22 protein-coding genes and 1 pseudogene are annotated in these 26,619 nt (G+C 52.9%); 7 read left to right on the forward strand and 16 right to left on the reverse strand.

Annotated elements, in window-relative coordinates; all coding sequences use genetic code 11:
* Window positions 1-77 precede the first annotated feature (77 nt).
* Both CPA45_RS20540 and CPA45_RS20545 read right to left on the reverse strand, forming a co-directional pair.
* Window positions 78-905: pseudogene (locus CPA45_RS20540) on the reverse strand (ABC transporter permease); the annotation flags it as partial.
* Window positions 906-922: 17 nt separating this feature from the next.
* On the reverse strand, window positions 923-2,512 hold the full coding sequence (locus CPA45_RS20545; protein WP_096654844.1) for an ABC transporter substrate-binding protein: 1,590 nt from the start codon (window positions 2,510-2,512) through the stop codon (window positions 923-925).
* 99 nt (window positions 2,513-2,611) lie between these two features.
* On the opposite strand from CPA45_RS20545, the gene nikR reads away from it, so the two are divergent.
* The gene (nikR, locus tag CPA45_RS20550) at window positions 2,612-3,013 is read left to right on the forward strand and encodes a nickel-responsive transcriptional regulator NikR (protein WP_096654846.1); all 402 of its coding nucleotides are present in this window, start codon (window positions 2,612-2,614) and stop codon (window positions 3,011-3,013) included.
* Window positions 3,014-3,142: 129 nt separating this feature from the next.
* On the opposite strand, the gene CPA45_RS20555 is transcribed toward nikR, so the two are convergent.
* Complete coding sequence (locus CPA45_RS20555) at window positions 3,143-3,625, reverse strand: FKBP-type peptidyl-prolyl cis-trans isomerase (RefSeq protein ID WP_078086886.1); 483 nt, start codon at window positions 3,623-3,625, stop codon at window positions 3,143-3,145.
* 181 nt (window positions 3,626-3,806) lie between these two features.
* Between CPA45_RS20555 and CPA45_RS20560 the strand changes: the two genes are divergently transcribed.
* The gene (locus tag CPA45_RS20560) at window positions 3,807-4,088 is read left to right on the forward strand and encodes a hypothetical protein (RefSeq protein ID WP_096654848.1); all 282 of its coding nucleotides are present in this window, start codon (window positions 3,807-3,809) and stop codon (window positions 4,086-4,088) included.
* Between the two features lie 126 nt (window positions 4,089-4,214).
* Here the strand turns inward: CPA45_RS20560 and CPA45_RS20565 are convergent, their stop codons facing one another.
* The 9 genes from CPA45_RS20565 to CPA45_RS20605 form a co-directional block, all read right to left on the reverse strand.
* A complete protein-coding gene (locus CPA45_RS20565) occupies window positions 4,215-4,685 on the reverse strand; it encodes an outer membrane lipoprotein (RefSeq protein WP_096654850.1) in 471 nt (156 codons plus the stop codon).
* A 311-nt stretch (window positions 4,686-4,996) separates the two neighbouring features.
* Window positions 4,997-6,595 (reverse strand): isocitrate lyase, encoded by a 1,599-nt coding sequence (locus CPA45_RS20570; RefSeq protein ID WP_078086889.1) that lies wholly within the window; start codon window positions 6,593-6,595, stop codon window positions 4,997-4,999.
* A 443-nt stretch (window positions 6,596-7,038) separates the two neighbouring features.
* Window positions 7,039-7,458: a GNAT family N-acetyltransferase gene (locus CPA45_RS20575; protein ID WP_096654852.1), complete on the reverse strand. Its 420-nt coding sequence runs from the start codon at window positions 7,456-7,458 to the stop codon at window positions 7,039-7,041.
* Between the two features lie 5 nt (window positions 7,459-7,463).
* The gene (locus CPA45_RS20580; RefSeq protein WP_096654854.1) at window positions 7,464-8,642 is read right to left on the reverse strand and encodes a cupin domain-containing protein; all 1,179 of its coding nucleotides are present in this window, start codon (window positions 8,640-8,642) and stop codon (window positions 7,464-7,466) included.
* A gap of 44 nt (window positions 8,643-8,686) precedes the next feature.
* Window positions 8,687-10,072, reverse strand: a complete 1,386-nt coding sequence (purB, locus tag CPA45_RS20585; RefSeq protein WP_096654856.1) for an adenylosuccinate lyase — start codon at window positions 10,070-10,072, stop codon at window positions 8,687-8,689.
* A 67-nt stretch (window positions 10,073-10,139) separates the two neighbouring features.
* A complete protein-coding gene (gene hflD / locus CPA45_RS20590; protein ID WP_078086893.1) occupies window positions 10,140-10,781 on the reverse strand; it encodes a high frequency lysogenization protein HflD in 642 nt (213 codons plus the stop codon).
* Complete coding sequence (gene mnmA, locus CPA45_RS20595; protein ID WP_096654858.1) at window positions 10,778-11,920, reverse strand: tRNA 2-thiouridine(34) synthase MnmA; 1,143 nt, start codon at window positions 11,918-11,920, stop codon at window positions 10,778-10,780. The genes hflD and mnmA overlap by 4 nt, the downstream gene beginning before the upstream one ends.
* Before the next feature lie 88 nt (window positions 11,921-12,008).
* Complete coding sequence (locus CPA45_RS20600; RefSeq protein WP_096654860.1) at window positions 12,009-12,449, reverse strand: NUDIX hydrolase; 441 nt, start codon at window positions 12,447-12,449, stop codon at window positions 12,009-12,011.
* On the reverse strand, window positions 12,446-13,048 hold the full coding sequence (locus CPA45_RS20605; protein WP_096654862.1) for a pseudouridine synthase: 603 nt from the start codon (window positions 13,046-13,048) through the stop codon (window positions 12,446-12,448). The genes CPA45_RS20600 and CPA45_RS20605 overlap by 4 nt, the downstream gene beginning before the upstream one ends.
* Window positions 13,049-13,302: 254 nt before the next feature.
* On the opposite strand from CPA45_RS20605, the gene CPA45_RS20610 reads away from it, so the two are divergent.
* The 3 genes from CPA45_RS20610 to clpA all read left to right on the forward strand — a co-directional run bounded on the left by CPA45_RS20610 (window position 13,303) and on the right by clpA (window position 18,513).
* On the forward strand, window positions 13,303-15,537 hold the full coding sequence (locus CPA45_RS20610) for an NADP-dependent isocitrate dehydrogenase (protein WP_096654864.1): 2,235 nt from the start codon (window positions 13,303-13,305) through the stop codon (window positions 15,535-15,537).
* Between the two features lie 252 nt (window positions 15,538-15,789).
* Window positions 15,790-16,098 carry an ATP-dependent Clp protease adapter ClpS gene (clpS, locus tag CPA45_RS20615; protein ID WP_096654866.1) on the forward strand — a complete coding sequence of 103 codons (309 nt, stop codon included), beginning with the start codon at window positions 15,790-15,792 and terminating at the stop codon, window positions 16,096-16,098.
* Between the two features lie 138 nt (window positions 16,099-16,236).
* Window positions 16,237-18,513, forward strand: coding sequence for an ATP-dependent Clp protease ATP-binding subunit ClpA (gene clpA / locus CPA45_RS20620; RefSeq protein ID WP_096654868.1), 2,277 nt, complete (start codon window positions 16,237-16,239; stop codon window positions 18,511-18,513).
* Window positions 18,514-18,681: 168 nt separating this feature from the next.
* On the opposite strand, the gene infA is transcribed toward clpA, so the two are convergent.
* The 3 genes from infA to aat all read right to left on the reverse strand — a co-directional run bounded on the left by infA (window position 18,682) and on the right by aat (window position 20,566).
* Complete coding sequence (gene infA / locus CPA45_RS20625; protein WP_007111068.1) at window positions 18,682-18,900, reverse strand: translation initiation factor IF-1; 219 nt, start codon at window positions 18,898-18,900, stop codon at window positions 18,682-18,684.
* A 149-nt stretch (window positions 18,901-19,049) separates the two neighbouring features.
* Window positions 19,050-19,784, reverse strand: coding sequence for an arginyltransferase (locus CPA45_RS20630; protein WP_096654870.1), 735 nt, complete (start codon window positions 19,782-19,784; stop codon window positions 19,050-19,052).
* Window positions 19,785-19,819: 35 nt separating this feature from the next.
* On the reverse strand, window positions 19,820-20,566 hold the full coding sequence (gene aat / locus CPA45_RS20635; RefSeq protein WP_096654872.1) for a leucyl/phenylalanyl-tRNA--protein transferase: 747 nt from the start codon (window positions 20,564-20,566) through the stop codon (window positions 19,820-19,822).
* A gap of 116 nt (window positions 20,567-20,682) precedes the next feature.
* On the opposite strand from aat, the gene CPA45_RS20640 reads away from it, so the two are divergent.
* Together CPA45_RS20640 and lolA are read left to right on the forward strand one after the other, a co-directional pair.
* Window positions 20,683-24,240 (forward strand): DNA translocase FtsK, encoded by a 3,558-nt coding sequence (locus CPA45_RS20640; RefSeq protein WP_096654874.1) that lies wholly within the window; start codon window positions 20,683-20,685, stop codon window positions 24,238-24,240.
* Window positions 24,241-24,415: 175 nt separating this feature from the next.
* Complete coding sequence (lolA, locus tag CPA45_RS20645) at window positions 24,416-25,069, forward strand: outer membrane lipoprotein periplasmic chaperone LolA (RefSeq protein ID WP_096654876.1); 654 nt, start codon at window positions 24,416-24,418, stop codon at window positions 25,067-25,069.
* A 109-nt stretch (window positions 25,070-25,178) separates the two neighbouring features.
* On the opposite strand, the gene CPA45_RS20650 is transcribed toward lolA, so the two are convergent.
* Window positions 25,179-26,513, reverse strand: a complete 1,335-nt coding sequence (locus CPA45_RS20650) for a replication-associated recombination protein A (protein WP_096654878.1) — start codon at window positions 26,511-26,513, stop codon at window positions 25,179-25,181.
* Window positions 26,514-26,619: the final 106 nt, after the last annotated feature.

The raw sequence follows: 26,619 nt of genomic DNA on the forward strand, positions 1-26,619 counted from the left end.
GTTTTCTTGGTCATGAACACCTCCAATGCCTCCAGTATGAGGCTTACCGGGGTGTCCGCTCCAATTAGACCAGTTCAGGCAAATACTTGTTCGATTAATATCGAGCCGCCAAACAGTTCGCCCAGCGAGGCAAATGCCAACGTAATTGCAGGTAGGCTGGCATGCCGAAGGCCGTGGCGCCACGCTACGTCCATACGGCTGGCACCCTGTGCAAAGGCGTGGGTAGCCACGTCAGAACGCATTAACTCAAGCATCCGTGCGCGGGTGTGCAGGGTGATATTGGCGATACCCAGGAGGGCCAGCGTGGCCACTGGCAGCACTAGGTGATGCAGGCGAGTGGTAAATGTGACCTCCTGGCTCAGGGTGCCGGTAGGGCCAGCGCAGCAGGTGGGGGTCCACCCAAGCGTGACTGAAAATATCAGCACAGCAAGTATTGCCAGCCAGAAAGCAGGTGTGGAGGCCGTGATGTAGGCATAGGTGCTGATAATCTTATCCAACGCTGAGCCTTCTTTGGCACCTGCCACCACGCCAAGGCCAAATCCTAACAGCGCTGACAGTAGCCACGCGCCACCTAATAGTGCAATTGAGCGTTGGAAGCGCTGGCCAATCACCTCGCTAACTGGCTGGTTATAGACATGGCTCCAGCCTAAATCACCGCTTACTAACTGGCGCAGCCAATGGCCAAACTGAACGATAGGTGGTTCATCAAAGCCCCAGCGTTGGGCGATCAGGGCGCGTTGCTCCGGGCTTACTTGGGCCATCTGCGGGCCCAAATAGGCATCAATCGGATCAATCGGCGAAGCCATCATTAGCCCAAACGATACGAGTGCCACGCACAGCAGCACCAGCATCAGACGTAGTAGGTGCTTGGCTATAGGTAGTAGGCGCTTTGTGGCTATAGGCATCGCTATAAACTGCGGTATCAGTCGCACGTCCATTGCCACTCAAGCAGATTAGCCGTAATTGGCCAGCCGTGGCCGTGAGGCGCCACGCCCAACTCACCCACATCTAAGCAGGTGTTGGCAAAATAGACGTGCTCAAGATTAACCAGCCAAGCCCAACTGTTATCTCCACGCACACCGTAGCCGGTGGTGCCATCCCACTGAGCGGCTCGCCAGTATTGATTGGCTTGCTCGATACTCTCTGCTGCCTGTGCGGCGTCTAGATTGGCGTCTACGTTGGTGTTGGCGTAAAAACCACTGTTATAGAAGCCATTGCCGGCATGCTGGCTGTGGAAAAGGTAGTAAACCTCTTGGGGGCTATGACTTCCGAAGCCGAACAGGATGGCATCTTGATGCAGCGCTTCACGCTGGATTTCATCCCAATGGCGGCCGGTGGGTTGCATCTCAATACCTAGCGGGCGCACCATCTCGGCACTTACCTCTGCGAGCAGTTGGCGGGTGGTATCGCTAGAGGGATAGGTGAGACGAAAGCGCGCGGGCAAGCCATCTTTATAGCGTAAGCCATCGTTACGCAACTCCCAGCCTGCGTTGTCGAGGAGTTCCTCTGCCTGAGCTAGGTTGGGGGCTGCTACTGTTTCCCCTTCATCGCTCCAGGGCAGACCATCAGCCGGGCCAAAGGCCGGGCGGCCAAAGCCATGCAAAGCCACTTCTGCTAGCGTATCGCGGTCAACGGCAAGGTTAATCGCCTGGCGGATAGCGATGTCTGCGGTGACGTCATTTCCAATTGGTGCGCCTGAATCAGCTTGCTCGCCCTCGGCAGGTTGCATGGGGAAAAGAATGCCCCGGTTATCAACGCTCTCCATGATTACCCGCTGCATGTGCGCTGGAGTATTAGCGGCTAGTGCTGGTGGTACGGAAGCAATATCTACTTGGCCTGCATGGGCGGCGCTTAACGTGGCGTCTTCACCGGTAAATAGAAATACCAGCCGCTCAAAGGCGGGCGACGGGCCGTAAAAATAAGGGTTACGTTCAACAATTAGCTGCTCCCCCTCCTGCCACTCTACCAGTTGATAGGGGCCAGAGCCCATGGGGTGTCTTCCGTAAGCTTCGCTATAGCCGTTTTCTCGCTCGGCATGAGGCACAATGCCTAGAGTGACTAATTGATTAATAAAGGTAATACGAGGAGCGTGCAGCCGTAGCGAGACGGTATGCTCATCAATCGCGGCTGCTTCTTCAAGGGCGCTAAGGTCTGCACGACCACCGGCTTGGGCCGCTGTGTTAAAGGTATAAGCTACGTCATCGGCGGTTAGCGGCGTGCCGTCAGCAAAACGCGCATCGTCGCGCAGCGTCAGTGTCCAGGTGAGGCGGTCCTCAGATAGCGACCATTTGGTAGCCAGCTCGGGCTGGGGGGAGAGGTCGTTACTACGAGAGAGTAGCGTCGATTGAAATAGTGGATTGCCATACTGGCCCCAGCCTAGTAGTGGGTCGAACCCCTGTTCTGGCTCGCCACCAACGGCAAGCACTAACTGCTCTTTTGCTTGTATGGTGTTGGAGGCCACTAAACAACTTAGTGCAAGACCCAGTAAGATAGGCTGAGAGGGTTTGGCCATCGCTTTATCCTTATATGTCGTTAGTATGATCTTTTTTCAATAACATCATACTAACGGTGCAGGCAGTACATGAAAAGCTAATCAGCAAAGGGGGCGTAAATGCAGCGTGTAACGGTAACGCTTGATGAGGAGCTGCTAGCAGAGGTCGATGCGTTAATGCGTGAACGCGGCTATCAAAACCGCTCAGAGGCAATTCGTGATTTAACCCGCAGTGGCTTAAAGCAGGCGAGAGAAGAGGCAGCACCGGAGGCCCCCTGCATGGGAGCACTGATCTATGTGTACGACCATGCCGCTCGGGAGCTGTCAAAACGTTTGGCGCGGCACTACCACGATCATCACGACTTAACGCTCTCAACCTTACATGTGCATATCGATCACGATAGTTGTCTGGAAGTGGCATTACTAAAAGGGCAGGGCAACGCATTAAAACAGTTTGCCGATGAGGTAACTTCATCACGCAGCGTGCGCTATGGCCAGCTAGTGTTAATCCCTGAGGAGTAGTGCGGCGGCCACATGGTGTTCAACAAGAGTAGCGTTAAGAGTAGTGTTCAACAAAAAGGGCGGCCCATGGCCGCCCTTTTACGCGTACGTTCAACAACTAAGAGATTTAAAATAAGAAATTTAAAAATCTTAGTGCTCTACGCCGCCTTCGCCGTGCACATGACCGTGCTCAACTTCTTCCTGGCTTGCTTCACGAACAGTAGCAATCTCAACGTCAAAGTTGAGCTGCTGTCCAGCTAGAGGATGGTTGCCATCCACAACTACCGTGTCGCCTTCAACTTTCTTGACGGTGACCATCAGCGGGCCGCCCTGGGTCTGCGCTTGGAACTGCATGCCAGGCTCGATGCTTTCAACACCTTGGAAAGCATCGCGGGGTACTTCTTGCATCAGCTGCTCTTGAACTTCGCCATAGCCTTCAGCAGGAGAGACGGAAACGTTCAGTTTGTCGCCAGCAGCACGGCCTTCGAGCTCTTTTTCCAGGCCTGGGATAATATTGCCAGCGCCATGGAGATACGTTAGCGGCTCGCGACCTTCGGAACTGTCAAGCACCTCACCCGCATCGTTGGTTAGGGTATAGTGGAACGCGACAACCGAGTTTTGCGCAATTTGCATTGAATAACCTTATCGGAGAGTGCATGTCCCAATATGGTAACGCGTGTGAGCCAGCTTGTCAGGGGGGGAGCTAGGGTTTTTCCTACTACTCGCCTTTGGCGGTATTGCGCCAGTCAGTGTGCAGGGATACCCTACACCAACAACTTTACCCTCTTGCACACAACCTTTTGTGGAGTTTTCTATGACGGTCTTCTTACTTTGGATTATCGCTTTTGTACTAATTGGCTATTTTGCCAATAAACGTTGGGAAAGCGGTGTAAGCCAAGGACTCGATAAAATGCTGCCGGATGTTTTAAAAACCCATGGCGAGAACCGCTATCTTTGGATTGGCGCACTGGCCATCTTGGGTGCGACGACGTTGGTGCGCCCGGTAGACATTTTGCTAGTGGTGATCTTGCTGGCAATTATTGGTCTTGTTGTTATGAAGCTGGCGAACTGGGCGAGCAATAAGGTTACGCATTAACGACCGCACGAGATATACGTAAAAAATATACGTGAAAAAGCGCCCGATCAGCCTAACTGAACGGGCGCTTTTTCATTTCAAGCCAAGCGCTTATGGGCTTGGCTGGTAAGCAGTAAGGCGCGACGCTTAATAAGGCGCGACGCTTACACTGGCACCGCTGCCGATGAGGCGAACCCGCTGGCCTGCCTGGAACTGGCGGTCGGCACGCTGAACAACGACAATATCAGTACCGTCGTCGCGGCGAATTTCCATTTCCAGTGCGTTAACGCGGTTGGCTGCGTCTTCAGCTGCCGTACCAGCAACAGCACCACCTAGGGCGCCTGCCACTGTCGCTAGCTGACGGCCCGAGCCACCACCGACTTGGCTACCCAGAAGACCACCGATAACCGCACCACCACCACTGCCTATCAGGCCTCCAGCACGGCTTTCCGCTTGAATTTGGACCTGACGAACCGCCACGATAGTGCCGTACGTGACGCTTTGCCCCGTTTGCGCTTGGCTGCCGCGATAGACATCACCAGAGTAGCCTGCCGTGTTGGCACAGCCTGCCAGTGTGAGAATGCTCAGAGCGGCAACAGGTAGAAGAAGACGTTTCATTAAAACCTCCAAGGTGTGTCTATTAATATAACTGCTACATAACTGCCATCCATACACACAGGATAAGAGGTCGATAGCAGTTATAGAACAGTGTTCGCTAAAGATAATCGATGTTAAAGGCTTTGACCAGCTATCGCTTGAAAAGATCAAAACTAATGAGGAGAAAGCAGCCAAAAAATAGCATAGCTATTAGTCTATCAGTGTATTAGGAAAATAGTGTGCAAATATGTTTAGCTCAAAAAAAACCAAGAGGCCTAAGCCCCTTGGTTTGGTATGTACTGCATGGTGACTCAGCTAGACGCAAAGTCTTATTAACCAAACTGATTCATCGTATTGTCTTTACCACCAGCTTTTAGTGCGGCATCGCCGTGGAAGAACTCTTTATGGTCGTCACCAATATTAGAGCCTGCCATGTCTTGGTGCTTAACCGTCGCAATACCCTGGCGGATTTCTTCGCGCTGAACGCCTTTCACGTAGGCCAGCATACCCTCATCACCGAAGTAGCCCTTGGCTAAGTTGTCGGTAGAAAGTGCTGCTGTGTGGTAGGTCGGCAGCGTAATCAGGTGGTGGAAGATGCCTGCTTCACGGGCGCCATCACGTTGGAAGTTGCGTGTCCACTCATCGGCCAGTTGGCCAAGTTCCGTGTTGTCGTACTCAACGCTCATCAATTTATCACGCTGGTAAGCAGAAACATCTTTGCCTTCTTTCTCCCAAGCATCGAACACTTGCTGACGGAAGTTCAGCGTCCAGTTGAAGGATGGTGAGTTGTTGTAAACCAGTTTGGCATCCGGGCACACTTCGCGGATACGGTTAACCATACTGGCAATTTGGCCAACGTGGGGCTTTTCGGTTTCGATCCACAGCAGGTCGGCACCATTTTGCAGGCTGGTGATGCAGTCTAGGATAACGCGGTCTTCACCAGTGCCTGGTTTGAATTGGTAAAGGCCAGATGCCAAGCGCTTCGGTTTAACCAGCTTGCCGTTCTGTTTGATGACCACATCACCGTTGTTGATGTCGGCAGCATTCTCGATGACATCACCATCCAGGAAACTGTTGTATTGGTCGCCCAGGTCTCCTGGCTCATTGGTAACGGCGATTTTCTGTGTCAGGCCTGCGCCGAGCGAGTCAGTGCGTGCCACAATCACACCATCTTCTACGCCCAGTTCTAAGAAGGCGTAACGCACGGCGTTAATTTTTGCCAAGAAGTCTTCATGGGGCACGGTAACCTTGCCGTCCTGGTGGCCACACTGCTTCTCGTCAGATACTTGGTTTTCCAACTGGATACAGCAAGCGCCTGCCTGGATAAACTTCTTGGCCAGTAAGTAGGTTGCTTCGGCGTTACCAAAACCAGCATCAATATCGGCAATAATCGGCACGATATGCGTTTCGTGATTATCGATTTTGCTGATCAGCTCTTGCTCTTTAGCACTGTCACCGGCTTCTTTGGCATCGTCCAGAGCGCGGAAGAGGTGGTTAAGTTCCCATGCGTCCGCCTGCTTCAAGAAGGTGTAAAGCTCCTCGATCAGGTTGGCGACGGAGGTTTTTTCATGCATGGATTGATCGGGTAGTGGGCCGAACTCAGAGCGCAGAGCAGCGACCATCCAGCCAGAAAGGTAGAGGTAGCTACGCTTGGTAGTACCAAAGTGCTTTTTAATAGAGATCAGCTTTTGCTGGCCGATAAAACCGTGCCAGCAACCCAGTGACTGGGTGTACTTAGATGTATCAGCATCGTAGGCCGCCATGTCTTCGCGCATAATTTTAGCGGTGTAGCGGGCAATATCTAAGCCAGTATGGAAGCGGTTTTGGGCACGCATACGAGCGGCGTATTCTGGCTTGATCGCTTCCCATTTTCCGCCTTGTGCTTCGCGTAGTTGGGCGATGGCTTTAATATCGTCGAGAAGTCCTGACATGAGCTGATACCTCCTGGGTCGTGATAGCGATGCCGCAAGTGAGATTAGGAAACGCTTATGCTGCACTTGCGAAGTTGGTTCAGAATTACTTATTTAAGTTGCTGTGTCGCTTAGATAAACGTCTCTAAGAAAAACGTCTCTAAGAGGAACGTCGCACTCGTTAGAAACGCTGGTAAAGCTAGCTGAGCACGCCGTACTGCAATGCAATAACTATCAACTAGTAAGAGGGATCCAACAATTGACACTTGGGGGCAGGAGGGGTTGTAACCCGACTACAGCGCCTTAGCATAACGCCGCGTTTATGTAGTCGTTTTTCGTCACATACCGATGAATAGACAAAAGTGCTATCCATGGCAGGTGAAACAGAGCAGGTAAAAAGCAGGTAAAAAAAGCGCCACTCAGAGGTGGCGCAATGGTAAACAAAGCAGGGAAGAAAGCGCCACTTATAGCGCTAGTAGCATGTTGCGGTGGGGAATGCCTGCATCCATAAACACATCGCCGTGGGCCACAAAGCCCAGGCGCTCATAAAAAGCTAGTGCATGTAGCTGTGCACTCAATTCGGCATTGGCATGGCCAGCTTCACGGGCGGCCTGGATCGCTGCCTCCATTAGTTGATAGCCGATACCCGAACCGCGGGCATCAGCGAGCACCGCAACGCGCCCAATATGGCCATCGGGTAGAAGGCGAGCAGTACCTACTGGCTGACCATTGAGTGTGGCTAGAAAGTGCCAGCACTCTGGGTCTTGGCCATCCCACTCTTCGTCTTGGGGAACGTGCTGCTCCTCTATAAATACGCGGCAGCGAATAGCTGATGCTGCCTCCCCTAAGGTGTGCCAATCACCGCTGAGAATTTCCACAGCCACGTTGACTACTCCTCATCCTCTTCGCCCATAAAGCCTAGGCTGCCAGTATTGATTAACTGAGTGATGAGCTCTGCTGCACCGCTAAGCTCCAGTACGTCGGCTCGAATGGGGGTAGTGTCGGAGAGGCGCTTAGCCAGCTCCTCCGAACAGTGGTGACCATCGCCATCGACAAACAGCGTGGTACCGCTGGTATCGCTCCGCCATGCAAAGCGAGAACCCGGCATTTGAAACAGTGGCTCACCGGCGTGTAGTTGCGCAACAAGGTCCTGCTCGCCCATAGGGTGCTCTAGGGGGACCACCTGATCGATATATTTGGGCTGAGTCATGACGCGCCCAAACCATTGAGCCATTTGCTCTGGCTTATCGAGAGTTTCCAAGATGAATTGGCGCATCCGCTCTACAGCGGCGTTATCCAGTTCACCCATTTGGCTTGCAGGCGCCATGCCTGCATCGCTGTAGCGCTGAGAGGCTGGCAACTGCTCGCCTAGGTAGTCAGCATAAGAGGTAATAGACTCATCTGCTGACGGTGCGCGAAAGCCAACTGATATCGTCATACAGTCGTCAGTTTGGCTGACACCATGGTGTGCCCAGCCCGGAGGAAGATAGAGCATGTCGCCGGGTGCCAGGGTCCAGTCTGAGTCGGCTTCAACCTCAAAGGTCTCAAGAATGCGTAAGTCGATTCCTTGAAGGATTGGGGAGTCGTCGGACTGCTTGCCGCCTAGCTGCCAACGGCGCTGACCGCTAGCCTGGAGTAAGAAAACGTCATACTGATCAATGTGCGGGCCGACACTGCCGCCAGGCGGCGCGTAACTGATCATGATGTCGTCAAGGCGCCAGCGAGGCAGAAAATCAAACTCATCCATTAATGCAGCAATGGAAGGCACGTAATGGTCTACCGCTTGGACCAGCAGACTCCAGTTGCCTTCAGGAAGCCGCTCAAAGGTGGCGTCGTCAAAGGGCCCATGGGACACCTGCCAAGGGCCATCTGCGCCTTTTTCTTCGACAAGTCTGGCTTCAACGCCGGGTTCACAGGCCAGCCCTGCTAGCTCATCAGGGTCGATGGGGCTGATGTACTCGGGGATAGCGCCACGAATCAGTAGCGGTTTCTGTTGCCAGTAGTGGGCCAGGAACTCTTCGGGTGTTAAATCACCCAGCAACGTTAATGGCTTATTTGGTTGGCTCATGGCGGTATCCTAGATAGGTGAACGCGGCGCTATTAAAAAGGCAATTACAGTGAATTCAACCGCTGAGTAATGGCTTCGGCTTGCGCCGTTGCATTACCGATGTAGCTAGCTGGCGAGAGTGCTTTCAGCTCTTCTTTTACCGTAGCGGGTAATTCGAGTGTATCAATGAAGGTGGCAAACCCAGCTTGGTCAATCCGCTTGCCGCGGGTTAGCTCTTTAAGCTTTTCGTAGGGCTTTTCAATACCGTAGCGGCGCATTACCGTTTGAATAGGCTCGGCAAGCACTTCCCAGCTATTGTTTAAATCTTCTGCCAGCCGTTCTGGGTTGGCTTCTAGCTTGCTAATGCCTTTTAAGCTGGCATGGTAGCCAATCAAGCCATAGGCCAAGCCTACGCCAAGGTTGCGCAGTACGGTGGAATCGGTAAGGTCGCGCTGCCAGCGAGAAATCGGTAGTTTTTGTGCCAAATGGCTAAGCACGGCGTTGGCAAGGCCCAGATTGCCTTCCGAGTTTTCAAAGTCAATTGGGTTGACCTTATGTGGCATAGTGGAAGAGCCTATTTCACCTTCCACGGTGCGCTGCTTGAAGTAGCCCAGCGAGATATAGCCCCACACATCGCGGTCAAAGTCGATCAGGATCGTATTGAAGCGGCAAATCGCATCAAATAACTCCGCGATGTAGTCGTGGGGTTCGATTTGCGTCGTATAAGGGTTAAAGCTTAACCCCAGGCCTTCCACAAAAGTGCGTGCATTAGCTTCCCAATCGATATCAGGGTAGGTCGTTAAGTGCGCATTATAGTTACCCACGGCACCGTTGATTTTACCCAGAATCTCAACGCTCTCAATTTGTTTAAGTTGGCGCTTAAGGCGGTACGCCACGTTGGCCATCTCTTTGCCCAATGTGGTGGGGCTAGCAGTTTGACCATGGGTGCGCGATAGCATCGGCTGCCCTGCGTGGGCAATCGCTAGCTTGGCAATTTCATCGGCTACGTTGTGCAGGGTCGGCAGCATAGCTTTCAGGCCGTCGGCCAGCATGACGCCGTAAGAGAGGTTGTTGATGTCTTCACTGGTGCAGGCAAAGTGAATAAATTCGGTTACTGCGTTTAGCTCCGCCTGCCCGGCAATTTTCTCTTTCAAGAAGTACTCAACGGCTTTGACATCGTGGTTTGTCGTGCGCTCGATTTCCTTAATGCGCTCAGCATCTTCTATAGAAAAGTCACGGATCAGCTGTTCTAAAAACGCAGTTGCTTCAGCGGAGAGCGGCGGTACTTCGACAATTTGGCCGTGGTCAGCAAGACGCTGTAACCAGCGTACTTCCACAATCACGCGAGCACGGATCAGGCCGAATTCGCTGAAGTGTTCACGTAACGCAGCGGCTTTAGCGCCGTAGCGGCCGTCAACTGGGGAGAGAGCGGTCAAAGCAGAGAGTTGCATGGCAAAAGCTTCCAGGTGTTAGTCAGAGAGTGGTCGAGAGGACAGAGAGTCAGGGAAAACGAAGTGTTTAGCCGAGGCTATCAAGGGCGCGGCGCAGGGCTTTACGTTGAAACACAAGCTTCCAACGGCGGCCACCTAACTGGTGCCACAGCAGTGCAAAGCGAATGCCTGCCATTAAACAGGCGCGAACCCGCTCCGGCATCATACGGGTCTGGAGCAATGAAGGATCGCCCTGAACGACGATGCGGGTTTTAAAGGTAGAGATTGTTTCTTGGTAGGCCTCGCCGAGGCTGGCAATGACGTTTTCATGGGTGGTGCCAAAGTGCTCCGCTTGCCCCTGTACGTGGGCGAGTTTCTGGCCAAGCGAATCCATCATGTTGCGGTCAGTACGCAGCTTATTCATCAGCAGCAGCAGTGAAAAGCCATAGCGTAGCACGACAGGATTGGCCTGCTTGCGGCCTACGAGGGCTTCAATTGTATCTAAGCCACGGCGTAAGTTATTGGGGTGACCACCATAAATGGCTTCAAAGCTTTCTGGATTAGTGTCTACCGTGGCGTTAATCAGCGTTTCCCAGGCGCGGGTATCGACCTGCCCAGTACGTGCCAGCTCATCCACTAAACTTGCTGCCTGAAAAACGCCCGCTAAAGCAAGTGCTTGACGTGCTGCTGGAAAGTCTGGTGCACGGTGGATGGGTGTCGTCGTGTTCATGCGGCCGTCTCCTGGGTTTTCCATGCAGCGCGGATTACGCCGCCGCCTAAACAAATATCACCATCATAAAGTACTAGCGATTGACCCGGTGTTACCGCCCACTGTGGGTCATCGAACACCACCTCCACGCTACCATCAGGCAGGGCGCGCATTTCACAGGGACAATCGCTTTGGCGGTAGCGAGTCTTGGCTGTAAAGCGGCCTTGCTGCACGGGGGGCTCACCTGCGACCCAGTCCATTTTTTCGGTGGCTAATGTGTCGGTGTAAAGCAGCGAATGGTGTTTACCCTGCACGGCAATCAGTACATTGCGATCTAAATCTTTGGCAGCCACGTACCAGGGGTCTTCAGAGTAGTTGGCGAGGCCACCGATACCTAACCCTTGGCGCTGGCCGAGCGTGTAGTACATCAGCCCCATGTGTTTACCAATAACATCGCCTTCCGGAGTTTCAATAACGCCGGGCTGAGCAGGTAGATATTGCTGCAGAAAGTCGCGGAAGCGGCGCTCTCCAATAAAGCAAATGCCCGTAGAGTCTTTCTTCTTGGCTGTCACTAGGTCGTGCTGTTCAGCCAGTGCTCTTACCGCTGGTTTTTCCAGCTCGCCCACAGGAAACAATGTACGGGCAATAGCAGCTTCGGGCACCGCATGCAGGAAGTAGCTCTGGTCTTTATTACCATCCAAGCCTTTGAGCAGGCGTGGTCGACCTTCACGAACCCCCTGACGAACATAGTGCCCGGTAGCAATTTTATCCGCGCCTAGCATTTCGGCGTACTCAAGAAAGACCTTAAACTTGATCTCGCGATTGCACAGAATATCTGGGTTCGGGGTTCGGCCTGCCTTGTACTCGGCTAGAAAGTGCTCAAACACGTTATCCCAGTACTCAGCGGCGAAATTAGCCGTATGCAGCTTAATCCCCAGCTTGGCGCACACCGCTTCGGCGTCAGCGAGGTCTTCCTTCGCTGTGCAGTACTCAGTACCGTCGTCTTCGTCCCAGTTCTTCATGAATAGGCCCTCAACCTCATACCCTTGCTGGAGGAGGAGGAGAGCAGAAACAGAAGAGTCGACGCCACCTGACATACCGACAATGACTTTGCCGGTGCTGGGAGCTTCGGTGGTAGATGTGCCATGGGTGGATGTCATTGGCATCCTCAGTTGAAGTAGTGTGCAAAAGAGCAATATGCAAGTGGTCGACGATTATACACGATGGGGGCTTAACGCTTCGAGTGCTTCACTCCTGAATCACTTCGAGAGGATAGCAGCGACCGCTAAGAGCATCGTGAATTCGCTTTAGCACGAGCGGGCTGCGCAGCCGTTGGGCGGTGTCGAGAGATGCTATCTCATGCTGTGTGAGCCAGTGGGTAGCCGTTATATCGCTATCAATTGACGTGTTCAGCTGTGTCTTAGGCGTTGCTAAAAAGCCATGGCTATGGAAGGTAAGCCCCTCGGGCGTATGAAATACATAAAGCCCCAAGTAGCCTGTTAACGTCACTTGCCAAGCGGTTTCTTCTTTTACTTCGCGTATTATCGCTGCCAGTGGCCCCTCGCCAGGCTCCACATGCCCAGCGGGTTGATTGAATACTGTTGCAGGGCCTCCGCGATCCTCTTCTACCATCAAGTAGCGCCCATTTTGCTGAATAACACACGCGACCGTGCTGCGAATATGGCTCATTTCATGGGCCTATGGCGTGGTGAACTGCCGCGTTTGGATAGATTGGTTGGGCGCGGGGCGTGCAGCGTCTCTTTGCGCCACTCTCCCGGTGCTAAGTCTCCGAGTTGCCAAGGGCCAATGGCCGCGCGGATAAGGCGCAGAGTGGGGAAGCCTACGTGGGCGGTCATACGGCGTACCTGACGATTACGGCCTTCGCTGATGGTCAACTCTAGCCAGCTAGTAGACGGATGGCGTTTAGGGTCAATGGCTGGGTCGCGTGGTGCGATGGCTGGCGCCTCCATGCGTCTTGCCTTGGCGGGTTTGGTGGGTCCGTCTTTTAAAGTGATACCGTTTTTTAGCGCGTCAATTGCCTCACTGCTTATGCACCCCTCTAACTGTACCCAGTAGGTCTTAGGCTGCTTGTGACGTGGATGCGCAATGCGATGAATAAGGCTTCCGTCATCACTGAGTAGCAGCAAGCCCTCTGAGTCGTAATCTAGGCGTCCAGCGGCATAAACACCTGGCGCGTTAATGACATCGGCTAAGGTGGCTCGGCCCTGGTTATCAGTAAACTGGGAGAGCATTCGGTAGGGTTTATGCAGCAAATAAAGCGTACTCATGATACCTCATTAGGTCGTGCTCTTGATTTGTCGACAATCGCTCATGCGGTTAAAGTGCAGCGCTGGTATACTTCGGCGCAGCCGTTTTAGAGACGTGCTGGAGTCGTCGTAACCACCGCAGTAAACCACCGAGTGATGTCGGGGCAGCCAAACAATGCTCCGCCTGCTTCGCGGCATGGTCTTTCGTTGAGTGCGCCGCGTAGCTTGAGATTTTTTATAATCACAGCGACAGAAAAAAAGAGGTTAACGCAAAAATGTCCAAAACGCCGAAGATCATTTATACGCTCACCGACGAGGCGCCTGCGCTCGCGACATACTCTTTGTTACCCATCATTGATGCTTTCACCGACTCTGCCGGTGTCGAAGTTGAGACGCGGGATATCTCTTTGGCGGCGAGGGTGTTAGCGCAGTTCCCAGATGTGCTCAGCGATGAACAGCGTGTCAGTGACGATTTAGCAGAGCTCGGCCAGCTTGCTACTATGCCAGAAGCCAACATCATTAAACTACCCAACATTAGTGCCTCTGGCCCGCAGCTAAAAGCGACCATTAAAGAGCTGCAAAGCCAGGGTTACCCACTGCCCAATTACCCTGATGAGCCGAAGAACGACGAGGAAGCATCGGTCAAGGCTCGTTATGACAAAGCTAAGGGCAGTGCGGTAAACCCCGTATTGCGCGAAGGCAATTCCGACCGCCGTGCGCCCAAGTCAGTTAAAAACTACGCTCGCAAATACCCTCACCGTATGGGGGAGTGGAGCGCTGACTCCAAGTCGCATGTTGCTCACATGAGCGAAGGTGATTTCTACGGTAGCGAGCAGTCGGCCGTCATGGAGAAAGCCACTACGCTGAAAATCGAGCTACAGCAAAAAGATGGCACTAACGTTGTGCTGAAACCAAGTCTTTCCGTACTGGCTGGTGAAGTCATTGATGCTGCCAGCATGAGCAGTCGCCGCCTGCGCAGCTTTATCGATGGCCAGATTAGCGATGCCAAAGAGAGTGATGTGCTGTTTTCGCTGCACCTGAAAGCCACCATGATGAAGGTATCTGACCCCATCATGTTCGGCATTGTGGTTGAGGAGTTCTACAAGGACGTACTTGCAAAGCATGCGGATACGTTAAAAGAGGTGGGCTTTAACCCGAATAGCGGTATCGGCGATCTGTACAGTGCAATTGAAAAACTGTCTAGTGATCAGCAGGCAGCAATCAAAGGCGACATCGAGGCGCTTTACAAAGAGCGTCCGGCGATGGCGATGGTGAATTCTCATAAGGGGATTACCAACCTACACGTGCCTAGCGACGTGATCATCGACGCCTCCATGCCTGCCATGATTCGTGATTCAGGCAAGATGTGGAATGTTAACGATGAGCTTCAGGACACGAAAGCAGTTATTCCTGACCGCTGCTATGCCACGATTTATCAAGCAGTCATTGAAGATTGCAAGAAAAATGGTGCATTCGATCCTACCACTATGGGCAGTGTGCCCAATGTTGGCCTTATGGCGCAGAAAGCTGAGGAGTACGGCTCCCACGACAAGACCTTCCACATTCCGGCAGATGGTACTGTCGTTGTTACTGACGAAACGGGCCAAACCCTATTTAGCCACCCTGTGGAAGCTGGTGACATTTGGCGTATGTGCCAAACAAAAGATGCACCGATTCAGGATTGGGTGAAGCTTGCGGTGACTCGTGCTCGTGATAGTGGTGCTCCAGCAATCTTCTGGCTTGATGCTAACCGCGCCCACGATGCTCAGCTGATCAAAAAGGTAGAAACCTACCTGAAGGATCACGACACGGCTGGTCTGGATATTCGCATTCTTGCTCCTGTGGATGCTATGCAGATCTCCCTTGAGCGCATCCGTAAAGGCGAAGACACCATCTCTGTGACTGGTAACGTACTGCGTGACTACCTCACTGACCTATTCCCGATTATGGAGCTGGGCACCAGTGCCAAGATGCTCTCTATCGTTCCGCTGATGAACGGTGGTGGTCTGTTTGAAACAGGTGCGGGTGGCTCTGCGCCTAAGCATGTTCAGCAGTTCCTGGAAGAGAACCACTTGCGTTGGGACTCCCTGGGAGAATTCCTGGCACTAGCGGCGTCTTTGGAGCACTTGGGTAGTACCTTTGGTAACGAGCGTGCGACGCTGCTGGCAAAAGCGCTGGATGAGGCTAACGGCCAATTCCTCGACAGTAATAAGTCGCCATCGCGTAAAGTGGGCGAGCTTGATAACCGCGGCAGCCACTTCTATTTGGCGATGTACTGGGCGGAAGCACTGGCTGCTCAGGACCAGGATGAAGAGATGAAAACGCTCTTTACACGTCTGGCGGAAACGCTGAAAGCTAATGAAGCCACCATCGTTGATGAGCTGAATAGTGTTCAGGGCCAATCCATGGATATCCAAGGCTATTTTCACCCAAATGGTGAGCTGGCCAGCCAAGCAATGCGTCCAAGTAAAACACTGAACGATGCGTTAGCCATGGTAGCTAAAGGCTAGTCACAGCCGTAGCAATCACTGTTATGGCTGCTATCACCCCTCGTCCGCTAGTCGGGCGAGGGTTTTTTGTCCCGCCTAGTGTGATATTTTGTTTTTTCCATGAACCCTTGCTGTCGATGCGCGTCTTACTTAGCGTAACACTTGATAAGGCGCTGCCCGTCAGCCGAGAGACGATAACCCTTGCTGCTTATGCCTATTACTGACAGCCCTTGTTTGGCGGTCACCCTACAAGCGGGAGTGACACGTCCTGATATGCCCGGCTACGATGATGACTTGGCGGTGCAGTCAGCAAAGCCAGAGCTGGCCCAACCGCCGTTATATAAAGTCGTGCTTCACAATGACGACTACACTCCTATGGAGTTTGTTGTTGAAGTTTTACAAGACTTTTTTGGTATGGATAGTGAGAAAGCGGTGCAGGTAATGCTCACGGTGCATACCCAAGGTAAAGCGACCTGCGGCATTTTTACCCGTGATATTGCCGAAACCAAAAGTTACCAAGTGAATGAATACGCCCGCGAATGTGAGCATCCATTAATGTGTGATATCGAAGCCGCTAACTGAAAGCGTTGAAAAAAGTTAGCGATGGGGCTTGCAACCGTGCCATTTGTACCCGATGTTGAAAGTGCCGGTCGATTAGACTGATCCGATGCAACCCCTAGGTGGTTATATGCCCTAGGTAGTAGCAAAAAGGGGACTGCCATGCTGAGCAAAGAACTTGAACTGACCCTGAACACGGCCTTCACCGTGGCACGCTCTAAACGCCACGAATTCATGACCGTTGAGCACCTGCTCTTAGCATTGCTGGACAATGCCTCCGCAGTAGACGTGCTGAAGGCGTGTGGGGCAAACCTCGACAAGCTGCGGTCCGATCTGCAGGATTTTATTAACTCGACCACGCCGTTGATCCCTGAAGGGCAGGGCGATCGTGAAACGCAACCGACGCTTGGTTTTCAGCGTGTATTGCAGCGTGCAGTGTTTCACGTGCAGTCATCTGGTAAGAGCGAAGTCACTGGCGCAAACGTGTTAGTGGCTATCTTTTCAGAGCAAGAGAGCCAAGCAGTTTACTTCCTGAAGCAACAAAGCGTTGCGCGCGTGGATGCGGTGAACTACATCGCTCACGGTATTTCCAAAGTTGCTGGGCATGGCCCGTCACCTTCTCCTGCTGCTCAAGAGAGTGAAGACGCCGAGGAGGGCAGTGCCGAAGGGGCTGCGCATCCGTTAACGGGATATGCTACCAATCTGAATGAGCATGCGCGTCAGGGCAAAATTGACCCATTAATTGGCCGTGACCATGAGCTTGAGCGCGTGGTGCAGATTCTGGCGCGCCGTCGTAAGAACAATCCACTATTGGTGGGCGAGGCAGGGGTAGGTAAAACTGCCATCGCTGAAGGATTGGCGAAACGTATTGTGGAAGAGGATGTGCCTGAGGTCATCGCCGATGCCGTGGTCTATTCGCTGGACATGGGCGCGCTGTTAGCTGGCACCAAATACCGCGGTGATTTCGAAAAACGCCTCAAAAGCTTGCTGAGCGAATTGCGCAAGCAGCCTAACGCGGTGCTGTTTATCGATGAGATCCATACTGTCATTGGTGCCGGAGCGGCGTCTGGTGGTGTTATGGATGCATCTAACCTGCTAAAACCTTTGCTCTCTTCCGGTGAGCTGCGCTGTATTGGTTCAACGACCTTCCAGGAATTCCGCGGTATTTTTGAGAAGGATCGTGCGTTGGCTCGTCGCTTCCAGAAAGTGGATGTGTTGGCGCCCTCTGTAGATGACACCATTAAGATTCTTAAGGGGCTGCGCTCTCGTTTTGAAGAGCACCACGAGCTTAAGTATACCGATGGTGCATTAGAGAGTGCCGCACGCTTGGCAGATCGTTACATCAACGATCGTCACTTGCCAGACAAGGCGATTGACGTGATTGATGAAGCTGGCGCTCACCAGCGTATGCTGCCGCCAGAAGTGCGTACGAACACTATCGATGTGGAACAGGTAGAAGCGATCGTCGCTTCAATTGCACGGATTCCGCCGAAGAGCGTTTCAAGCTCTGATCGTAAGTTACTTGAAAAGCTTGATCGTGATCTTAAGATGCTGGTGTTTGGTCAAGATGAAGCAATTGATACGCTATCGGCAGCTATCAAGCTTTCCCGTGCTGGGCTGAAGTCGCCAGATAAACCGGTAGGCAGCTTCCTGTTTGCAGGCCCAACTGGTGTAGGTAAAACCGAAGTGGCTAAGCAGTTGGCGCATATCATGGGCATTGAGCTGGTGCGTTTCGATATGTCGGAGTACATGGAGCGCCACACTGTGTCGCGCCTGATCGGTGCTCCTCCTGGCTATGTGGGTTACGACCAGGGTGGATTGCTTACTGAAGCGGTTACAAAACAGCCCCACTGTGTTCTCCTGCTCGATGAAATCGAGAAAGCGCACCCAGAAGTCTTTAACCTTTTGCTGCAGGTTATGGATCACGGCCGCCTTACGGACAACAACGGCCGCGAAGCGGACTTCAGGCACGTTATTCTGATCATGACCTCGAACGCAGGTGCAGAGCAGGCATCTCGCCGCTCAATCGGTTTCCAGAACCAAGATCACTCGACGGATGCCATGGAAGTAATTCGTCGCACCTTCTCGCCAGAGTTCCGTAACCGCTTGGATGGGATTATTCAATTCCATGCGTTACAGACCTCTGTGGTGCGCAATGTGGTAGATAAGTTCTTGATTGAACTTCAAGCTCAGCTTGACGAGAAGCGCGTGCAGCTGGAGGTGGACGACACTGCACGAGACTGGTTAGCAGAAAAAGGCTACGATCCGGACATGGGTGCACGGCCAATGGCTCGCTTGATCCAAGAGAAACTCAAGAAGCCGCTGGCTGAGATGATTCTGTTTGGTGAGTTAGCGGAGCACGGTGGTATGGTGCACGTTAGCCTTGAGGAAGGTGAGCTGCACCTTTCTACTGAATCAGAAATGGCGGATGCGCCCTGAAAAGGGCGCTAAGATCGCTTTTGAGCATTACACGTGGTTCGAGCTAGTAGCCAGCACAGTCACAGCGCCCTGTCATCGACGGGGCGTTGTCGTTTCCAGGGAGCGGCGCCGTATTTAAAGCAGACGTACATGCGCTAGCGTAGCTTGCTCAACAAGCGTCATGAAGGCTTAGCGCGAACGGTAGACAATACGGCCTTTAGAGAGATCGTAAGGCGTCAGTTCCACTTTTACCTTGTCGCCAGTTAGAATGCGGATATAGTTTTTACGCATTTTACCGGAGATATGAGCGGTAACGACATGGCCGTTTTCAAGCTCAACACGGAACATGGTGTTGGGAAGGGTATCAACAATAACGCCTTCCATTTCAATATGATCTTCGCGTGCCATATAGGCAGATCCTCACTTATTTAACGTAGTATTTAAGACAGCGGTTAGTCGAGCAATAGCTTCACAAGGCGTTATTATATCCTAGGCGCCAAAGAAACAGCGCTATATTGTGCCGTAAGCCTGCCGTCAAGGCAAAAAAGCTGGAGAGATTAGCAAATTAAAGGCCTCCAGTGTCGCCCATCAAGCACTTCTATGGGTGTGAAAGCTCGCTTGTAGCGCATTTTTCGACACTCCTCAATCCAGTACCCAAGGTATAGGTGTGGTAGAGAGTGTCGGCGACATAGCTCAATGAGCTTAAGAATAGCGAAGGTGCCCAGAGAGCGCTTATCAAGCTCTTCGCTTACCCCGAAGAAGGTGTAGATCGCCGAAAGGCCATGCTCCAACTGGTCAAAGGCAGCGACGGCGACCAACTCTTCTCCCAAGTACATCTCCATTAACTTCGCATATGGCTCATCCAGGGTTAGAAAGGTTCTGTACTGTTCCCGGCTAGGGGGGTACATATCACCATCGGCATGGCGTGAGCGGATGTAGTTCGCATAGAGCGTATAATGATCGGTTAAAAAGCGTGCAGGAATTACCCGAGTAGTAACATCCCTATTACGTTGCAATGTTTTTCGCTGGGTGCGGTTAGCGGTAAAATGATCAATGGGGATGCGTACGGACTGACAGGCGTTGCAGCCCTCACAGTGAGGGCGATAAAGGTGGCGTCCGCTACGCCGAAACCCCAGTAATGACAACGAATCATAGACACCTGGAACCGGCGACTCCTGGGGGTCTAAAAAAAGCGTGGTAGCCTCTCTGTCGGGCAGGTAACTACACGCATGTGGCACGGTCAGGAAGAAGCGCAAATCCCGCACCGGGCGTCGAGGAGCGTTACTGCTCACGGCCTGCCTCCTTAGTTAATCTAGCGTTCGGCCATTTAGGCTTGATAAGCCAAAGCAACCGCTGCCAGCCACGGCGAGCATGGCACGATAGGTGCTTCATAGACTGAAGGTGTTAAGCTAAATACATTTTCCGGTAACCACTGTTCAAGATAGTTGATGAACGTCTCGCGAGCGACTGTTGTTGCACCAAGACTGGCCAAATGTGGTGTATGCATTTGACAATCAATCAGCTTGCCACCATGAAGCTGCATTGCACGGGCTAAATGAGCAAGCGCTATTTTGGAGGCGTCTGGAGTATTTGAGAACATCGACTCGCCAAAGAATACTGGCCCCATGGCTAGCCCATACAGGCCGCCCACCAGGTGGCCTGAATGATGCACTTCAATGCTGTGGGCAATACCCAGTGCGTGAAGGTGCTGGTACGCTTTTCGCATATCTGCATTGATCCAGGTGCCGGGCTCGCCTTGGCGGGGAGCGGCACAGGCAGTAATCACCTGCTCAAAGTGTTGATCTAAAGTGACAGTGAAGCCACCATTACGTAGACGTTTAGCAAGGCTGCGGCGCAGTTTAAACTGTGTTGGCCGTAGTATCATGCGGGGGGTGGGGCTCCACCATAAAATGGGTTCGTCGTCGCTATACCAAGGGAAAATACCCCGACGGTAAGCGTCAACTAACCAGTGTGGCGAGAGTTCGCCTCCCGCAGCCAGTAAACCGTTTGGCGAATCAAGTGCCAACGCGGTAGAAGGAAATAGCGGATGTGGCGATGAAAGCCAAGGTAGCATTGCTTGCTCCTGTTACTAAGCGCTTCAAGAAGCTCTGTGACGGCGGAAGGATGCTCGGTATGATGCAAACTCGCAAGTGGATTAAAGACGCCACTCAGGTGTAAAGGGAGAATCGCTTGAAAGTAAATAAGGCGGTAGACAAGCGAACGCAGCGTAATTCGCGTCAACCATCATCAGCCTCTTCGGCCAGGGTAAAAGCTGCGAAGGATAAAGCCCGCCGGTTTGGTCTACGTTTACAGGGCTCGGTGCGCGAAGGCGTAGTTGTGGTGTTGCTTGCACTGTGCGTATTCTTGCTATTAGCACTGTTTAGTTATCACCCCGCGGACCCAGGATGGTCTTATCAGGGGCCGGAAACTGATGTGCGCAACTGGATGGGGCCCGTTGGTGCCTGGCTCGCTGATGTTCTTTACTCATTATTGGGTGCCAGTGCTTTGTGGTGGCCAGGCATGTTTGGTTATGCTGCCTGGTGGCTAATGCGCTCCCGCCAAGTGCGTTTTGAATTAGACCCTGTTGCAATCGCTGTGCATGCCGGAGGCTTAGTGTTACTGATGTTTGGTACCACTATGCTTGGTGCGTTGCACTTTTATCACCCTGATAGCATTTTACCCTACGCCTCCGGCGGTATTTTAGGGGAGGGATTGGTTGGAACCTTAAAACCACTGGTGAGCAGTGGCGGGGTGGGGCTCATCGCTGCGGCACTTATTTTAATTGGCTTTCCGCTCTTTAGCGGTATGTCGTGGCTGCAGGTGGCCGATGAGGCAGGGCGCCGGTTATGTAAGTTAGGTGGCTGGTTTAGTGCCCGCCGTGCTAAAGGGCGGGCGAAGCGTGCCGAGCGTGCTGCTGTTCGTGCTGCCGCTAAAGCGGCCTCCCAAAAGGTCAAAGAGAGATCGCGCGCTGAATCTCAAGCCGCAGAGCCTAAAGTGTCAGAGCCTAAAGCAGCAGGGTTTTCAACAGGAAAGTTAAGTGCAGTTGATGTTGAAGCGCCAAAATCGCGGGCAGTGGAACCTAAGTTGTTTGCGCAAGAGCGCGATGAAGGCGCGCCAGTAATAAGTGCCAAAAGAGATGGTGAGAGAAGTGTTGAGAGCGCTGTTGTTGGTGACAATGTTGGTAAGAATATTGGTAAGAGTACTGGTGAAGACGTAGATAAAGATGTGGGTGAGGAGGTTAGTCAAGGTGCTGATGAAGCTCCCACCCCCCCCCCCAGAAAAGCAGCAGGTAATGACACTGAGCGTACGCGCGAACACCGTCGTGAACGCCGGGAGCCTAGCTTTTCCGCGCCGCTGAGTGGCGCTGATGAAGATGCTTCAGACATTACGGATACGTCGATCCCTTGGGAGACCGCTGCTGCTTCTGCCTTTAATGCACGGAGCACAACAGAAATACCCCATACAGCATCATCGGCGCAGCAGACCGGTAGCGGTGCACTCAGCACAGAGACTAATAGTGCGCCTGAGCCAAGGGTGCCATCGAGTGCAATATCTGCTAGCGCAAACGTAGAGGAGGTGAAAGCAACACCCATAGCACCCCGTGAAGACGCGTTTTCAATAAAGCCTAAAGAAGACGAACTGGAGCAGGCCCCTCCAGAGCCACTGGCTGCTCAAGAATTAGCGGCCGAGCCTAAGGTGGAGGAGCCTAAGCATAATGAAAGTGCTATCTCTCAGCCAGTTGAGCCCGCTGATGAGGTGCACAACGAACCATTCTCTCGCCAATATGAGCAGCCAAAAGCTGCCGACGTTTCACCTTCTGAGCCGGCATCTGCACTTTCTCTGCGTGCCACTCGCGGGGAGGAAGGGGCGGAGGCTGTGACGAAGCAGTTTTTTGCTGGTCAAGAGGATGACACTGAGGTAGCACGCAAAAGTGATGCTGCTCCTGTGACCTCTGAGCCGCCCCGCGCTCGGGTGCCAGAGATAGTTCCAGAGCCGGTATGGGAAGATGACGAAGATGATGCTGACATGGCTCACTCTCCTATTAGCCATTCCCCCCGCTCGGTCTCAAGTTCGGTCTCAAGCTCTATACCTGCCGTCCCGACGGCTACCCCAGCATCAGTACGTCACGAGCCGGTGTTTTCTACCGAGCCCGTCGAAGAGGAGTCTGATAACGGTCCTACGCTTTGGACAGTGGAGCATTTGCAGAGTCAGCGGCCTGCCTTTGAAACCATGGATGAGCCTGAGGGCGATGTGCCAAGCCTGCAATTATTAACCCCTGCAGAGCCGCACCAGCCGAACTATACCGATGAGCAGTTAGCCGATATGGCTGAGCTACTTGAAGTGCGGCTACGTGAATATGGTGTTAAAGCGGAAGTTGTTGATACTTGGCCTGGCCCGGTTATCACCCGTTTTGAAATCAAGCCTGCTGCTGGCGTTAAGGTTTCTAAAATCAGCAATCTTGCTAAAGATTTGGCGCGTTCGCTGATGGTGAAAAGTGTTCGTGTAGTGGAGGTTATTCCCGGTCGTCCAACGGTGGGGATTGAAATACCGAATCCCAATCGGGCCATGATTCGTTTACGCGAGGTCATCGATTCTGACCGTTACCAGCAAGAAACCTCGCCGCTAACCATGGCGCTAGGCCAAGATATTGGCGGTGGGCCAGTGGTGGCCAATCTCGGCAAAATGCCCCACCTCCTGGTGGCAGGTACAACCGGGTCAGGTAAGTCAGTGGGTGTAAACGCCATGTTGATTTCGATGCTGCTGAAAGCCAAGCCCAGCGAGCTGAAATTGATCATGGTCGACCCGAAAATGTTGGAACTGTCAGTATATGATGGCATTCCTCATTTGCTGGCGCCTGTGGTGACCGACATGAAGGAGGCCGCTAACAGCTTGCGCTGGTGTGTCGCTGAAATGGAGCGCCGCTATAAATTGATGGCAGCCATGGGGGTGCGCAATATTGCTGGTTTCAATGGCCGTTTGGATGAAGCCGAACGCGCTGGTGCCCAGGTTGCAGATCCACTTTGGGAGCCCCAGCCATGGGAAGTGCATCAGCCGCATCCTGTGCTGGAAAAGCTGCCTTACATCGTAGTGGTAATCGACGAATTTGCCGATATGTTTATGATCGTTGGCAAAAAAGTGGAGGAGCTTATCGCGCGGTTGGCACAAAAGGCTCGTGCAGCGGGTATTCATTTGATTCTAGCTACCCAGCGCCCCTCTGTTGATGTGGTAACAGGTCTCATCAAGGCCAACATTCCTTCTCGAATGGCATTTCAAGTGTCGTCACGCATTGATTCGCGGACCATCCTGGACCAGGGCGGTGCGGAAAGCTTGTTGGGTCATGGTGATATGCTTTACCTACCTGCTGGCTCTGGCCCGCCCAACCGTATTCACGGTGCCTTCGTCGATGATGATGAGGTTCACCGGGTGGTAGACGATTGGAAGCGCCGCGGCTCACCAGAGTATATCGAGGAGATCCTTTCCGGCGGAGTGACTGCGGATGCCTTAACTGGCTTGGAAGCCGAGGGTGTGGATGGTGATGATGCTGAGCAGGATGCGCTCTACGATGAGGCTGTGCAGTTCGTTACTGAAACACGTAGAGCATCGATCTCGGCGGTGCAGCGTCGCTTCAAAATCGGCTATAACCGGGCAGCTCGGTTAGTAGAAGCGATGGAAGGCGCGGGGGTTGTATCCTCAATGGGTAGCAATGGCGCCCGCGAAGTACTAGCGCCGCCACCTGTTGGCCACTAAGGCGGCACTAGCCGCCTTGTAAATCATGCAATAAACGTGAAAGTCGCGCCGCAGCTGAAACCCTGCGGCGCGTTTCGCGTCTTAGGGTACACATGGAACGTCTTAATGCCGTATGCCCAAGCAACAGGCTTAAGCACGACCGCTTTTCGGCAACAATTGCCTAGGGAGTACATTAATGCGCCATACTCACACACGACGCACTTCATCATTGGCACTGGCTGCCAGCGCTCTGGGGTTAACGCTTTCTGCCCCTAACGTATGGGCAAATGAGGCCGCCGAACGTTTAACCGAGCGGCTTGATCCGCTAGAAAGTTACCACGCGACTTTTGAGCAAAAAATATTAGGTGGTAGCGGAGAGCGTCTGCAAAGTGCACACGGTGAAATGTGGCTCTCTCGTCCTGGTATGCTGCGTTGGGAAGTCGAAGCGCCGTATTCTCAAGTGGTGGTGTCAGATGGTAGCGATGTATACCTTTACGACCCTGATCTTGAGCAGGTAACGATTCAAGCGATGGATAACCGTGTCTCCCACACGCCTGCGTTGCTGCTATCAGGTAGTGCTGCCGATTTGACCTCCAGTTATGACGTATTTTACGAGCAGGAAGATGGTGGCGATATTTTTACTCTAATACCCTCCTCGGCAGATACGCTATTTGAAGAGTTGAGTATGGTATTTAATGGCCAAACGCTGACAGAACTGTGGATGATGGATAGTACAGGCCAGCGCACAGCAATCACGTTTAGTAATATTACCCGCAATGGCAACATTGACCGCAGCCTGTTTGACTTTGACATTCCACAAGGCACTGACGTAATCCGTGAGACTTTCTAGGACTGAGAGTTTCTAGAACTGAGAGCTTCTAGAACTGAGAGTTTCTAGAACTGGGAGCTTCTAGGACCTGCTGCTTTTTTAGTTCTCTTTCTTGACCGTTTCAGGCGCCTTAGGGCGCCTGATCTGCTTCTTGGTCACGCTGCTCTCGCCACGCCATAATCTCCCCGAAGCGCTTTTCTTGCCCTATTGAGCTTGGTTCATAAAAGCGAGAAACGGGTATCTCCTCTGGCCAGCAATTATGGGTACTGCCCGCAGGGTAACCGTCAGGCTCGTTGTGGGCGTAGCGATAGCCCTGCCCATGACCTAATTGTTCCATTAGCTTGGTGGGCGCATTGCGTAAATAGCTGGGCACCTCTAGGGTGGGCTGCTGCTGGGTAAACTGCTTGGCTGCTTTCCAGGCGCGGTCAATACGGTTGCTTTTCGGTGCTACTGCCAAGTGAATGGCGGCATGAGCAATTGCTCGCTGCCCTTCGTAATCACCTAAGCGTAAGTACGCATCCCAGGCGGCTATTACTAAGGGTAAAGCACGCGGGTCAGCGTTACCTACATCTTCAGAAGCAATGGCGGTTAAGCGACGTACAATATCCAGCGGGTCACCGCCACCTTGTATAAAGCGTGCCATATACAGCAGTGCGGCATCGGGCCGCGATGAGCGGATCGATTTATGAATCGCCGAAAGTAGGTCGTAATAAGCGTCTCCCTGCTTATCAAAAGCGCTTGAGTGATGGCCTACTATGTCAGCTAGCATCACCTTGCTTAGCACCTCTCGGCCATTACGCTGCTCGGTAAAGTCACAGGCGGTTTCAAGTAGCCCTAACGCCCTGCGAGCATCGCCTGCGCTGGCATGGGCCAATGTCTCTAATACTCCCTCTTCAACGTCGATAAGGCGCTTACCTAGCCCTCGCTCCTCATCGCTCAGGGCGTGGCGCATAACGGCTATCAACTCATCTTGGGTAAGTGATTTCAGTACGTAAACCCGAGCGCGGGATAGCAACGCAGAGTTAACCTCAAAAGAGGGGTTTTCGGTTGTTGCTCCAATCAAGGTTAGCAAGCCAGACTCAACGTGAGGCAGTAGTGCATCCTGCTGACTCTTATTTAATCGATGAATTTCGTCTAAAAAAAGCAGCGTAGGGGCGGTGCTCTGTCGAGCACGTTCAACCACCAGACGAATCTCTTTCACGCCAGCCATGACGGCGCTTAAGTGCTCTAAGTGAGCGTTTGAAGCGCGCGCTAGCAGCTCCGCCAGCGTCGTTTTCCCCACCCCAGGTGGTCCCCATAGAATCATCGAGCGCACTACACCAGACTCTGCCATTCGGCGTAGCGGTTTATCTGGCCCTACAAGTGCTTGCTGGCCAACATAGTCGTTAAGGGTAAGCGGTCGCATGCGGTAAGCGAGCGGCGAATCATCGGCTGGCGGCAGGCCCTGACGGTCAAAAAGATCCATGTAAACTTCCGTTGTAAATCGAGATGTTGAACAACACGCTGTTAACAAGTGTCTGTGGTAAAGAGTGAACGGTGGGGCTACCTTTGGCATATCCTATGAAAAGTCT

The sequence above is a fragment of the Vreelandella nigrificans genome, from assembly GCF_002374315.1.
Classification (GTDB): domain Bacteria; phylum Pseudomonadota; class Gammaproteobacteria; order Pseudomonadales; family Halomonadaceae; genus Vreelandella; species Vreelandella nigrificans.